We start from the raw sequence: 11714 nt of genomic DNA, 5'->3' as shown, positions 1-11714 counted from the left end.
GACGCCACTGCGGCACACCGTCCGGTCATGGGTGTCGGGTGGCGTAGACTCGGTCATGCATCCAGGGAGACGACGATGGCTAATACCACAGCCGACACTTTCTGCAGTGACCTCGGCATCATGTTGCGAGATGGCCCCCGTGGCGCGGCAGCGCGCCGCACCGACTATGTCGTGGCATGGTGGGACGGGCGACAGTTGGTCTTCGCGTACCTACGTGAAGACAACCAGCAACTATTAGAAGAAGAATTTGAGCTGGAGGACCTTCTGTGGGACGAGTGGGCGGCCGAACTCACAGCGTGGTTCCGAGCGCCGAAGTTTGAACGTCTCGCGGAAATCGAAAGTTGGATTGCCGACTCGCCACCGCGCGATGCCAGCGCTGGAGGATGAGCTCGAGGTGCCTACGATAGTCCTGCGTTCAGGTTTGTGAAAGACGACGTTTTGACAAGAGACGAGAAAATAGAATGTCAACGTTAAGATAAGTATTCCTATCTTAATGCGTTGAGTTTCTGTCTGAACTGGCAGATGTGAAAACGCGCCACCGTTTCCACATGACGATGCGGTACCGACTCGTGGCGTCGCCTTCAGACGTCCAGGATCTGCCGGGCGTCGGGACCCAACCCTACGAAGCTCCGGTACGCCGCTCCAGTTCTGCTCTCGTGCGCTCCAGTTCCTTCACGATCGTCGCCTCATCGGGCAGCACCGTCTGGTATTCCGCCGCAAGAATCTTGTTCGGCAGGTTGTCCAGGGCGTAGTGTGCCTCGGCTGCACCTTTTTCGGCGCAAAGGATCAGACCAACAGGTGGATTCTCCCCAGGCTTCATCCAGTGCTCGCGCGCGTAGTTCAGATAGAGATGCATCTGCCCGGCGTCCGCATAGCTGAAGCGACCGACCTTGAGATCGATGATCACCAGGCATTTCAGACGTCGATGGAAAAACACCAGATCGACCCTGAACCAGGTGTCGTCGATTCTCAGGCGGCGCTGCCGGCCGACGAAAGCGAAGTCGTCGCCGAGTTCGAGCAGAAAATCCGCCAGATGCCGGATCAGCGCTTCCTCAAGGTCCGACTCCGAGTACTCGTCCTTGATGTCGAGAAACTCGAGGACGAACGGATCGCGAATCGCCTCCTCTGGCGTGAGGAGATCACCCGGCTGGGCATCAGCGGCTTTCCTGAGCAGGGCCGCCTTGTTGCGCGACAGTGCCAGCCGCTCGTAAAGCTGGCTACTGATCTGGCGGTCGAGCTGGCGCACCGACCAGCCTTCGCGCAACGCCTCTGTTTCGTAGAAAGCGCGAGCGGCCGCTGTCTTCACTGAAAGCAGGCGCACATAGGCGGACCACGGCAACGTAAAACGGGTGGCCAGCGCCATGTAATCGGGCGCTATTGACATGGCGTCGACGGCGTCTTTCGCCGGTAGCGATTTTCCAGACGGCGTCTGGACATTTTCGGGGGCTGCCGATTTTCCAGACACTGTCTGGAAAATCTCCGCCGCCGGCCACGCAGAATAGAAGGCGCGCATGCTCGCCAGATTGGCCCGGCCGAATCCGCGTCCGAAACGGCGCGTCAGGTCTTCCGCGAGCCGGGCAATCAGCGCCTGTCCATATCCGGCGCGCGCCTGCCCGCCCTGCTCACTGGCGACGATCCGTCGCCCGATCTCCCAGTAGGCGGCGGTCATCACGGCATTGACGTTGCGTGCGGCCGTGCTTCGCGCCGATTCGACGACACTGACCACGTCCTTGTGCAACCCGGCGTAGTCGCCGGGCTCGATCGCCACGTTCGTCATGACGCGTTCACGGCATCCTTGAATGCCTTGCCGGCCGTGAACTTGACCGTCCTTGCCGCGGCAATCTGGATTTCGGCGCCCGTCGAAGGATTGCGTCCGGTGCGTGCGGCGCGCTGCCCCGTGGAGAACGATCCGAAACCAACCAGTTGTACGGTGCCGCCCGCATTCAGCGCGTGTTTGATCGCCGCGAGCACCGCATCAATGACTTCGCCGGTGGCGGCCTTGCTGTCGCCGGTGCGATCGGCGACCGCGTCGATGAGTTCCTGTTTGTTCATGGACAGCCCTGTTCGGTGAGTGAAACCCGCACCCTACCGCATCGCACGGCCCACAGGCAAACCCGGGGCAGACCTGACGCTGGCCGCCGTCAAGGCATCGCCGGCGCCCTGCCCTTCCAGCAAGGTTCCGGTCGCCGGCGACGACTGGAAAGTGCCACGCGGCAAAAACGCCACATCTGATAACTGGAGTAATCACGAACCGGCCATGACACAAACGGTGGGTTGCCGGAAGATATCCGCGCGCCAGCCCGGTGGGCGACGAACCGCGCCCGGCTGTACCACGCGCTGAGCGACTACCGGGTGGCCGGGTCGATAGGGTACGGCGGTACTGGTCCACTTCCAGCAGCAGATGGTCTATCCGCTCGCGCAACTGGCCGTTTTGCGCGCGCAGCGCGTCCGCCTCGCCGCTTGCCTGCAGCCGGACCGCATCGTTCTGCATCTTGAGAAACCGCTCGGTGCCGGTCAGCTGCGTGGCTGTCTGCGTGAGGGCCGTCGCGCCGACGCAGGCGCGTTCGATCGACGCGTACAGATCACCGAGCAGCCGGTTCACGTGTTCGCCGGCCAGATCCCGCGCCGCATGCGCTTCCGAGTTCACGGTGCAGTTGCGCGTTCTCCTGCTCAAGACGACGGATCCGCGCTGGGCATCTTCCAGCACCGCCTGCAGCATGGCCTGCTGGCGAGTCTCGCCAACACCGCCGGCATCGTGCGCAGTGACCGTCCCGTGGTCGACGGCCCGCTCGCGCTGTGACGCGTACAGTGGCGCGAGCGCCTCGCGCACCACCGGGGCCAGCGCCCTGTCGCATCAGCTCGAGATCGACCGGCCGGCTGTCCGCACTGCCCTGCTGCGCCATCGGCGCCAGCGCCTGCGCGCGCAGGATCGCCTGCTGGACCGTCGGTGCACTCGGATGACGCTGGACGCCGACCTGCGGCCCGACGTCACGCAGCAGCCGGCTGTAGGTGGCCGCCCCAAACACGCGGCCGGTAATCGCCCGGACTTCCGCGATCAGGCCATCCACCAAGCGCGCGTTGTCGCGCGGGAAATCCCGGTCGGTTGCCGCGATGCCGTTCATGATCGCGAGCAGCTGCGCATCGCGCCATTCAATCCGGGGTCGGCCCATCGTCAATTCCTCGTGATCCGTCAGAAAAGATCGCCCTGCCGCGGATTACGCGCAGGCGGCTTCGACGCCTTCACCGGCCGCGCCGACTGGCGCCGCGGCTTCACGCGCCGCAGATGCGCACTGAGCCGGACAGGCACGCCCTCGGCCAGCAGCGTCAGGCTGAAACGCCAGTGTCGCCCGGCGCCGTCGCGCCGTGCGCTCTGAGCGACGGTTGAAGCGCACGGCGGCGGGCGCGCGCGACCAGCTGCGCGCGGCTCATCCCGGGCCAGCACTCGGCCACCAGCCGCTTCACGGCATCCGGCAGCGCGTCCGGCGCGAGGTCGTGCAATGAAGCGAAAGTAGAAGCGTTTTGGAATTAAAAGTAGAAGCAGCCTGGGCGCAAGTGGTGCACGTCGCCCACCCAGACGGTCGTCATGTCCGTTCCGTTCGAACCCTATTCACCGCCGCGTGCGCAGAGCTCCTGCAACTTTTCGCTCGATCCGTCATCGCTACGTTGCGGCCCTATCGGTGGAACCACTCTGTTCGTTTTTCTTTCCCGCCGCTCATTGCGCCGGGCTTCCGCACGCTTCACGACTTCTTCCAGAGATTGCACGTGTTCAGGCGTAGCACGACCAAAGCGCCTGCTATAACAGTGCGCGATAAATTCTGCGAGGGGGCGCTTCCACGGCTCCTGCTGCCCGTTAGCCAGGGATCCGAATTTTCGGGGATTCAATCCTAGTTCGCGCGCCATCTGGATATGAGCATGGCTCAATCTGAAACGCTGCCTCGCTTCAAACCACGGTTGAAGTTTCGATGGTATCGGCATCAGTGTTCACCTCTGCGCCAACTTGCGGCGGTCAACCGCTCCACCGCCGCGTAATAACGCGCCTGCGAAGTCGCAGCATCGTCGTTCTGATCCGTCTTCAAAATATCAAACAGATGCTCTGAGACGACTGAGCCGATCGCGTGAACCGCGTCGTGTCGCGTAAGTCCTTCTTTCCCGAGGCGATCCATCGCCCGGACCACGGGCTCAAGGTTCAGGGCGATCTGGTTTTCCACGATCGCGTGTAGTGCAGCGTGTGCAGTGACGTTGGGAAGCTGGATCCGGGCGACCCGGTGATACGTTTCGACGAGAGCAATTCGCTCCTGTTCGTCGAGTTCGAGCCATGATTCAGGTTCGGGCGCACACCCGGGGTTGTACTCTTCCATGATGCAAGTCCTGTACCGATTCTGCCTGTCACAAAACTACCGTCTGCAGCTGCGTTGCGCTTCAGTCCAGTCATTCGCTGCAAAACGGGCCCGTCCCACACGACCGGGAGGGACCCGTTGATGACAACACGCCGGGGCTCGGGCCGCGCACAAACCGTCCATCCCGTAACCGGGATGCATCGAGACGTTATGCGACCCAATGATGCGCCAGCACCGTGGCGACGAACGAATGCCCCGGAAGGGCCGCAAACTGCGCCCGCAGACGCCTGTTGAGCTGGTCACGTTCCATACCGGAAGCAAGGGCCGCATCCGCCAGCGCGCCGTAGGCATCCAGCACATCGCTCCCCGTGATTTCGTAACCGAAGCCTGCGGCCATCCAGTGCAGCGCTGCCGTGCCACACGCCACGGCGAATTCAGGCTTGCGCTGCGCGAAATCGCGTGCGGCTCGCGTCAGGGTTCGCGGGTCGGTGGGGCCGCGCATCGCGAGCGACGCCGCCAGATCGAGCAGGCCGGCGTCCTTCGCGGCGGCGAACCATTTCCCCTCAGTGCCGGGACTGCTCGCGACCAGGTCGTGGAGAATGCTGTCGGAACTCCTGTCCGGATATTTTTTTGCGATGGCACGGAATGTCGCGAGATGCGTGGTGGCCTGATTGGCCTCGATTGCGTAACGCCGATAGGCCTCGTCCATCATGCCCGACGACAGAAGGATCGCTTCGCATTTGCGGGCGATGGCGGCAGTGGGCGCATTCAGCCCCCTCGACGCTTCCGCGTAACGCAGTGCTTCAGCCGAACGATTTAATGCGATCAGTGCATCCACCCCGTACTGGCGATACCCCCACCAGTTCAGGCGCGCGCCATTCACGAGAGCGAGTAGTTCCTCATGCCGCCGGGCGGCATTGAGCGCACTCAGGCAGGCGGTGGTACCCGCGAAATGCTCTCCCAGTCCTTCAGCGCCCATCACGCGCGCTGTAATCGGCAACAACCTGTCTGCCCACAAGGACGCGATGTCGGGCGACGTACACAGGTCACCCCAGCGATCGCCCAGCTGTTCGATATACGGCATCGGGTCATCCTGGAGCGCGTCAAACAGGCGTTCCAGCCAACGCATCCGGACCGGAGCGGGCACGTCCACCCCGCCGATGACCGGCACAAGCGCGTCGATTGCGCGATTCACGGCAGTGCCAATTGCCCCCGAAGAGCTGTCTACGTGTTCAAGCGCCGGCGAAAGCTTTTCGAGCAAAGCGACCGCACCGTCCGCAGCGAGAACAGGATCGGCACGGGCGATCTGCCGGATCTCCGCCAGCGCTTCTTTCAGACGCTGGATCGGCAACGCGGATTTCCAGCCGAACGCGCCACGCCGGAACCGCGTGGCGAAAGCCCATTTGTGAGAGGTTGTGCGTGTCATGTTCCGGGGTGCCAGCTCAGCGCGTCTTCATATAGGCGGCGTACAGCGCCGTGTTGAGCGCCTGCAGTTCGCGCCGCGTTTCAAGCAGTTCGTGATGCCGGCCCTGACGCTCCAGACTGAGTAACTGGAGCATCACCTTCACTGCCCGCTCGGGCGCATTACGTCGTGAAGGCTCTGCCTGTTTGAACAGCGGCGCGAGGCCGGCCTTTTCCGTGAGTACCCACGCCGCAAACCATGCAAGATCGTCAATGTCGCCGGCGCCGTCGAACGACGTATCGAAGTTGCGCCGCAGCGTATTGACGCACGCGTCGCCAAGCCGGCTCAAAAGCTGGTCAAACCGGGATGGAGAAAGCCACGCAAGTTCCACCAGCAATGGCCAGGCCGCGTCGAGGCCATCGAGCCGGTAACGTGCCTCCGTCATCCAGCAAAGCGGCGCGGGAATCCGTCGCCAGGACGCGATGCGCGATATCGCATCGGAGGCCTCGGCCCACCGCGCAGCAAGCAGGAAGAGCGGCGCCGCGTGCGCATCCGCGTGGTCCGCACGAAAAGGCAGCGCAGCGGCGCGCCCGGCCAGTTCTGCCCAGAGCGGTGCGAGCCAGGTCGCCCCGCTCTGCCTCGGGAACACATGCGCGACTGCGGGCTGGACTTCGTGAGATAACGCCTGGCGAACCTGCAGGGCGGCTTCGTGACGGTCAAACGGTACCGTCGATCGGCCCTCGAGAGCATTGACGATCGAACCGAAATACACCTGCGCGACATCGTCCGGATACTCGTCCGCAAGGGCCTGCAGCGCGCGCCGCGCGCCCGCGGCATCGTATCGCTGTAACGCTGACAGGACGTCATTGCGCAGCATCACGTCGCGGCTGTCGTTGAAAATGTCAAGCTGCATCCGTGGATTCAGAACAGTTGGCTGGTTGGACTGACGAGATTATTCCATTTGACCGTGCTTCTCAATTTCCTGTCGTGCTCGTCGACTGACTCGACGATTGCGCGCCGACCGCTCGCGTCGGTGGCCACGGTGCGGACGCGTCATCAGTGGTCGTGTTCCGTCGGGTCTGCGAAAGATGGTTCCCAGGCCTGTCCGCCGTAAAACACCCCAACGATTGACACCACCTCGGGATCCAGAAGGTAAGCAATGACCACGCGCTGCCGGTAGTGGGTCACGCGCAGGCCAGGTAACAGATCATCGCGCGGGACGCCGCGCTCAGGGAACGTCTGCAGGCGCAGGCAGAAATTCACGATGGCGTCCACGTAGCGAGCCGCCGTGACGGGCGAACCCGCTTCAATGATGAACCGTTCCATGTCATCAACCTGGTCCCGCGCTTCCGGGGCAAACTGCACCCGGTAGGTCATGCGGCGCCCGAGCGCTTCTTCGCCAGGTGAGCGCGCACCTGCTCGGGCGTGAGGGCGCGCGCGGGCTCAGCGCGCAACGCTTCGGCCGCAGGCACCACCTCGTCGCGCAGCCAGGCCTCGATGGCCCTGTCGCGGGCCGCGAGGGTGCGTAGCCCGTCGCGGATCACTTCGCTTTCAGAAGCATATTCGCCGCTGGCGACCTTGGTGCGGATGAGCTCGGCCATCTCGTTGGGCAGGGTAATGCTGAACTGCTGTGTGGAACGCATGGCGCTCTCCAGGCTGACAGGATTTAATCCTACTCCGTCAACGGGGGGGCTGGCAAGGCGCGCCGGCCTTGCACGGATGACGATAGCAGCTGCGCGCGGGGGACGGCGCACAGCTTGGCGGATCTTCCTCTGGATGCGTCTGTCAGGGGCGCTTAACATCCGCTCGCCGGGGCCAGCATCGAGCCGCTACACCTCTTCGCCCCACAGCGACAGGCATAGTCAGCGATCAGTTCGGGAGTAATCGCGTCGTCGATAGTGAGTCCATAGGCGATACAAAGCTCGTCTCCCGGCATTACGTCTTTGAGCGTCTCGATGAAAACCCGTCCCCGCTCGTCCTCGATCGCCTCACAGTTCGGCTGGCAGGAGTGGTTCAGCCAGCGGGCGCTATTGCCCCCGACGCTGCCGTCGATCACACGCCCGTCAGCCAGTCCGAAAATGAAGGTGTGGCCGCGTATTCCGGACCGCCGGTGCCGGGCAGAGGCCCGCCGCCACGACGTCACCTCCCCGCGGTATTCGAGGATCCGCTGGCCGGCTGGAATCGCCTGTAGCGCGAACACGCCTCGCCCATGAACCGATGATTTTCTGACCGTCACGCGCCGCACTTCGTCACTCCTGATCCGTTGAGGGTGGGAGCATAGCGAGCGGCGCGCTGCGCGGCAACCGGTACCGTCGCGTCAGAACAGCCTGGTCTGCCGGGGATCGCGTGGCGGGGGTCGGGACACGTCAGTCCGCCTGGTTTGTCGACGTTTCCCGCGCCTGTCTCCGACCCGCTGTAGCCGTGCCAGCATGAGGCATTCGCCTGCCCCATCGTTGAAGCGCAACTCGAACACGCCGGTTTCGCCGGACGGACACGGTGCCGTTGCGCGGAACGACAGGCGCAGGCCCCGCCGTTTCGCGCGGGCAATCATCTGCGTACGACTCATGCCGTGCCAGCAATCCGACATGAAGCGCGTCACGGTTCCGGGCAGGGACTCATGCGCGACGCCTTGTGGAAGCGTCAGTCCAGTGAGCAGATAGATATCAGGCATGCAAGCCATTCCTTCAGCGGCGAGTCACTCTGCGTTTATACCGCTTTCCTGCGACGCGTTGCGGGTTTGGCGGCCGGCACGGGGCGAGCGGAACGGGTCGGGCGTGGCGTCTTCCGGACTCCGGCCGAGGCAGACGACGACCGCGTTTCCGGCGCACGCGTTGCCGCCTCCCGCAGCGTCATCATCTCCGCCTGCAGCCGGTTGTTCTCCGCCTGAACCGCATCCAGCCGCCCCTGCAGCACGCCCGCCTGATGACGTGCGTCGCCGAGTTGCGCCTGCATGGTTTCAGATGCCTGGCGATGGTCGGCGTCCTTCCGGTCCGCGCGACGCGTGGCTTCGTCCAGTTCCTTCTGCAGCTTCGTTGCGATGCTCCGCTCGCGGTCAATTTCCAGCAATGCACGCTTCTCGGAAGCCCGGAGCCGTTCTTCCGCGCGTCCAGCCGCTTCCCGCAGCTTCTCCAGATCACGCGAGAAGCCTTCTCTCACCGCCACGAGTTCGCGATCGCGCGCCGCCAGCGCCGTGCTCCTGCGCCCGAGTTCCGCCTCCAGCGCCTGGCGCTGCGCGTGGCCTTCGGCCTGCGCCCTGTCCAGATCCCGGATCTCGACCTGCGCGGCCAGCAGCGCGGCGGTGCGCTGCTCGAGCGCCGTCTCGACACGGCCCAGTTCGTCGCGGGCGGCGGCGACCGCCTGCTGCGCCTCCACGCGCTGCGCCTCGACCTCGTCGCGCAGCGCGTCGAGCGCGGTCCCGGCTGACGCGGTTGCGCGGGTCCAGAGCGTGGCGACCAGTTCGCCGCCGGCCGCGCCGAGATCGGCCGGCAGATCAGGATGCTCGATGCGCACCCGGCTCTTGTCGCGCAGTTCGGTCCAGAACTCCCCCAGCACCTGGGTGGGCGTGCTCATGCTGCCCCGTTTCACCAGCTGGTAAAGGCGGTTCGCGGTCGGCGTGATGCCGAAGCGGAAGAACAGCAGCGCGCAGACCTCGCGGTAGAGCTCGCGCGTCTTCGGGAATTCGGCCTTCAGGCGGTCGATTTCGGCGGCGAGGCGGGTTTCATCAGGCAGGACGTCGGTCATGGAAGCGATTTCGGTGAAATTCAGCAAATAATATAACGTAAACCGATCTGTATCTAACGCCTGTCGGTCAATATTTTGACATTAAGCGTATAATGTTGATTTTCTTGCACCTGGTTGCGTACATAATTACGTCCAGGCCAGCCACCCGGACCGGCGCCCCTTTCGACCATGACCACCGCCCTGCCCGCCCCGCGCCCGCTCGATGCGCTTGACCTGCCCCCCCGACCTCGATGGCCGGCACGGCACGAATCGCGCAAACGGACGCATGCAGGTCGCCGCTGACACCGATCTCGACGCGCTTCGCGCCTGGCTCGCCCGCTTTGCCGATACGAAAACCACGTTTGACAACTACCGCAAGGAAGCCGAACGGCTGCTGCTGTGGTCGGTCCTGCAACTGGGCAAACCGCTCTCCTCGCTCACGCACGAGGACCTGCTCGTCTACCAGCACTTTCTCGCCGATCCCCAGCCCGCCGCGCGGTGGACCGCTGACGGCGGACGCAAGCATCCGCGCAACGATCCACGCTGGCGGCCGTTCTATGGCCCGCTGTCCGGATCGAGCCAGCGCCAGGCGATGGTGATCCTCAACGTCATGTTTGCGTGGCTGGTGCAGGCCGGTTATCTGGCCGGCAATCCGCTGTCGCTGTCGCGTCAGCGCGCCCGACGGGCCAGGCCGCGCATCGTCCGGTATCTGTCGCCCGAGCTGTGGCTCGAGGTCAAGACATTCATTCAGGGCATGCCAGTGCAGACAGCTCGCGAGCGCGAACACCACGCCCGCGTGCGCTGGCTTTTTACCCTGCTCTATCTGGGCGGTCTGCGGATCACGGAGGTCGGCACGAACACGATGGGACGGTTTTTCCGCCGCGGTGACGGAAGTGGCACGGATCGCTGGTGGCTCGACGTGCTGGGCAAAGGGGGCAAGGAGCGGCTGGTGCCCGCCACCGCGGAAATGATGACGGAACTGGGCACCTACCGGCGGGCCCGCGGACTGCCCGCCCTGCCCTCGCCCGGCGAGGACACGCCGCTCGTGCTGCCGGTTGGCCAGTCGCTCAAGCCACTCACGCGCGCCGCGTTGCACCGGATCGTGAAGGATGTCTTTAGCGGTGCGGCGGACTCCCTGCGTGCGCGGGGTGAAGACCATGCGCCGCGCGCGGACCGCCTCGGGCAGGCATCGGCACACTGGCTGCGTCACAGCGCAGGGTCCCACATGGCGGACCAGCAGGTCGATCTGCGCCTCGTGCGCGATAACCTCGGGCATGCATCACTGACGACGACCAGTCAGTATCTTCACGTCGACGACGATCGCCGGCACCGCGAGACTGACGAGAAACACCGTATTGACTGGTGATGACTGGTGACCGACGGCAGCCCGACCCTACCGCCTGATCTGGAAATCGTCGGCCGTGAGCCTGACGGGTTCACCGGGACGCAGGTGGACTTTCCTTTCGGCGACCGCCATGATGCGGCGCCGTCCATCAGCAAACGCCTTGAGCATCCGGACCTGGCCAGCGTCTGGCGGCAGCCAGAATTGCGCTTCGAGCGCCTCCCGCGTAATCGCACAGGCGACCTCGCAGCGATGCCCGGTGAGGCGAAATGAAATTTCATGCCGGTCCGCCGCGACATCGGGCATCAGGTCAATCACGTCCATGATTTCCCACCTCGTGAATTCAGCTGCGAACTTTTACCTTTAAGTCGCCTGTCTTCAATTTTACAGAACAGATGGGAAGCAGGCCGCGCAGCGCAGCAGATATGGGCCGCCTGGACAACTCGCGGTGTAGATTTGGCCTGCTCTACTGGAGACGGGGTTTGCGGTTGACGGGCACGCAGATGTGCCGGACGGTTAGTTGCATGTTTTGCTCGAAATGATTTCTGAGGTGAGTCTTTACGGGAGATGAACTTCACAGTGCCATGCGAAGTTGCGGTCATCTGATACAGCGTGTCGGCAAATTAAAAAAACTCTCACGCCTCACGGCACGCTGTACGTACTTAATCGCCCACGTACGGTAGCTGTGACTCGGCATTGCCAGGCCGTAGAAGTCGCACCCCTGACACTTGCAAATGGTAAGGTTTCGCGCGCGATGTGTTGGCAGCATTCATCCGGTACAACTCACAACGGCTTTGTCAACTTGTCGAGACTGAGGCGGAAAGACGGCAGGAAAGAGCATCCCTCAGAAAGCGTAGGACGGATTTCGGGTGACTTCGGTGATTTCGCACCACGCAACGAATCGCGCCGCGAG

Annotated in this window: 14 protein-coding genes and 1 pseudogene; 4 read left to right on the top strand and 11 right to left on the bottom strand. The window is 63.7% G+C overall.

Annotated features, from left to right (window positions below):
- Positions 1-75: 75 nt before the first annotated feature.
- A complete protein-coding gene (locus FVF58_RS45875; RefSeq protein WP_149676182.1) occupies positions 76-387 on the top strand; it encodes a hypothetical protein in 312 nt (103 codons plus the stop codon).
- 232 nt (positions 388-619) lie between these two features.
- Here FVF58_RS45875 and FVF58_RS45870 read toward each other — a convergent pair whose 3' ends face one another.
- Both FVF58_RS45870 and FVF58_RS45865 read right to left on the bottom strand, forming a co-directional pair.
- On the bottom strand, positions 620-1777 hold the full coding sequence (locus tag FVF58_RS45870; protein WP_149676181.1) for a PDDEXK nuclease domain-containing protein: 1158 nt from the start codon (positions 1775-1777) through the stop codon (positions 620-622).
- Positions 1774-2052, bottom strand: a complete 279-nt coding sequence (locus tag FVF58_RS45865; protein ID WP_149676180.1) for an HU family DNA-binding protein — start codon at positions 2050-2052, stop codon at positions 1774-1776. The genes FVF58_RS45870 and FVF58_RS45865 overlap by 4 nt, the downstream gene beginning before the upstream one ends.
- Positions 2053-2401: 349 nt before the next feature.
- On the opposite strand from FVF58_RS45865, the gene FVF58_RS45860 reads away from it, so the two are divergent.
- On the top strand, positions 2402-2800 hold the full coding sequence (locus FVF58_RS45860; protein ID WP_149676179.1) for a hypothetical protein: 399 nt from the start codon (positions 2402-2404) through the stop codon (positions 2798-2800).
- Positions 2763-3374, top strand: coding sequence for a hypothetical protein (locus FVF58_RS52050; RefSeq protein WP_188131162.1), 612 nt, complete (start codon positions 2763-2765; stop codon positions 3372-3374). The genes FVF58_RS45860 and FVF58_RS52050 overlap by 38 nt, the downstream gene beginning before the upstream one ends.
- A 600-nt stretch (positions 3375-3974) precedes the next feature.
- Here the strand turns inward: FVF58_RS52050 and FVF58_RS45850 are convergent.
- From FVF58_RS45850 to FVF58_RS45815, 8 genes are all read right to left on the bottom strand, one after another.
- Entirely contained in the window at positions 3975-4358 is a 384-nt protein-coding gene (locus FVF58_RS45850; RefSeq protein ID WP_149676178.1) for a hypothetical protein, read from the bottom strand.
- Between the two features lie 187 nt (positions 4359-4545).
- Positions 4546-5763 carry a hypothetical protein gene (locus FVF58_RS45845; protein ID WP_149676177.1) on the bottom strand — a complete coding sequence of 406 codons (1218 nt, stop codon included), beginning with the start codon at positions 5761-5763 and terminating at the stop codon, positions 4546-4548.
- A 16-nt stretch (positions 5764-5779) separates the two neighbouring features.
- Entirely contained in the window at positions 5780-6652 is an 873-nt protein-coding gene (locus FVF58_RS45840) for a hypothetical protein (protein ID WP_149676176.1), read from the bottom strand.
- A gap of 143 nt (positions 6653-6795) precedes the next feature.
- On the bottom strand, positions 6796-7116 hold the full coding sequence (locus tag FVF58_RS45835; RefSeq protein WP_149676175.1) for a type II toxin-antitoxin system RelE/ParE family toxin: 321 nt from the start codon (positions 7114-7116) through the stop codon (positions 6796-6798).
- The gene (locus FVF58_RS45830; protein ID WP_149676174.1) at positions 7113-7382 is read right to left on the bottom strand and encodes a type II toxin-antitoxin system ParD family antitoxin; all 270 of its coding nucleotides are present in this window, start codon (positions 7380-7382) and stop codon (positions 7113-7115) included. The genes FVF58_RS45835 and FVF58_RS45830 overlap by 4 nt, the downstream gene beginning before the upstream one ends.
- A gap of 152 nt (positions 7383-7534) precedes the next feature.
- Positions 7535-7984, bottom strand: coding sequence for an SET domain-containing protein (locus tag FVF58_RS45825; protein WP_149676173.1), 450 nt, complete (start codon positions 7982-7984; stop codon positions 7535-7537).
- Positions 7985-8056: 72 nt separating this feature from the next.
- Complete coding sequence (locus tag FVF58_RS45820; RefSeq protein WP_149676172.1) at positions 8057-8410, bottom strand: hypothetical protein; 354 nt, start codon at positions 8408-8410, stop codon at positions 8057-8059.
- Positions 8411-8445: 35 nt separating this feature from the next.
- Positions 8446-9480, bottom strand: coding sequence for a DNA-binding protein (locus FVF58_RS45815; protein WP_149676205.1), 1035 nt, complete (start codon positions 9478-9480; stop codon positions 8446-8448).
- A 168-nt stretch (positions 9481-9648) separates the two neighbouring features.
- Here FVF58_RS45815 and FVF58_RS45810 point away from each other — a divergent pair.
- A pseudogene (locus tag FVF58_RS45810) lies at positions 9649-10825 on the top strand (tyrosine-type recombinase/integrase).
- 27 nt (positions 10826-10852) lie between these two features.
- Here FVF58_RS45810 and FVF58_RS45805 read toward each other — a convergent pair.
- On the bottom strand, positions 10853-11125 hold the full coding sequence (locus FVF58_RS45805) for a DUF1488 family protein (protein WP_149676170.1): 273 nt from the start codon (positions 11123-11125) through the stop codon (positions 10853-10855).
- Between the last annotated feature and the right edge of the window lie 589 nt (positions 11126-11714).

This window comes from Paraburkholderia panacisoli (assembly GCF_008369935.1).
Classification (GTDB): Bacteria; Pseudomonadota; Gammaproteobacteria; order Burkholderiales; family Burkholderiaceae; genus Paraburkholderia; species Paraburkholderia panacisoli.
The sequence above is the reverse complement of the archived record's forward strand: the minus strand, read 5'-3'. Positions and strand labels throughout refer to the sequence as shown.

What these genes read in the sequence shown, in the direction of transcription:
- FVF58_RS45875 (WP_149676182.1), top strand. Translation starts at nt 76, where the DNA reads ATGGCTAATACCACAGCCGACACTTTCTGCAGTGACCTCGGCATCATG.
- FVF58_RS45870 (WP_149676181.1), bottom strand. Translation starts at nt 1,777, where the DNA reads ATGACGAACGTGGCGATCGAGCCCGGCGACTACGCCGGGTTGCACAAG.
- FVF58_RS45865 (WP_149676180.1), bottom strand. Translation starts at nt 2,052, where the DNA reads ATGAACAAACAGGAACTCATCGACGCGGTCGCCGATCGCACCGGCGAC.
- FVF58_RS45860 (WP_149676179.1), top strand. Translation starts at nt 2,402, where the DNA reads ATGGTCTATCCGCTCGCGCAACTGGCCGTTTTGCGCGCGCAGCGCGTC.
- FVF58_RS45850 (WP_149676178.1), bottom strand. Translation starts at nt 4,358, where the DNA reads ATGGAAGAGTACAACCCCGGGTGTGCGCCCGAACCTGAATCATGGCTC.
- FVF58_RS45845 (WP_149676177.1), bottom strand. Translation starts at nt 5,763, where the DNA reads ATGACACGCACAACCTCTCACAAATGGGCTTTCGCCACGCGGTTCCGG.
- FVF58_RS45840 (WP_149676176.1), bottom strand. Translation starts at nt 6,652, where the DNA reads ATGCAGCTTGACATTTTCAACGACAGCCGCGACGTGATGCTGCGCAAT.
- FVF58_RS45835 (WP_149676175.1), bottom strand. Translation starts at nt 7,116, where the DNA reads ATGACCTACCGGGTGCAGTTTGCCCCGGAAGCGCGGGACCAGGTTGAT.
- FVF58_RS45830 (WP_149676174.1), bottom strand. Translation starts at nt 7,382, where the DNA reads ATGCGTTCCACACAGCAGTTCAGCATTACCCTGCCCAACGAGATGGCC.
- FVF58_RS45820 (WP_149676172.1), bottom strand. Translation starts at nt 8,410, where the DNA reads ATGCCTGATATCTATCTGCTCACTGGACTGACGCTTCCACAAGGCGTC.
- FVF58_RS45815 (WP_149676205.1), bottom strand. Translation starts at nt 9,480, where the DNA reads ATGACCGACGTCCTGCCTGATGAAACCCGCCTCGCCGCCGAAATCGAC.
- FVF58_RS45805 (WP_149676170.1), bottom strand. Translation starts at nt 11,125, where the DNA reads ATGGACGTGATTGACCTGATGCCCGATGTCGCGGCGGACCGGCATGAA.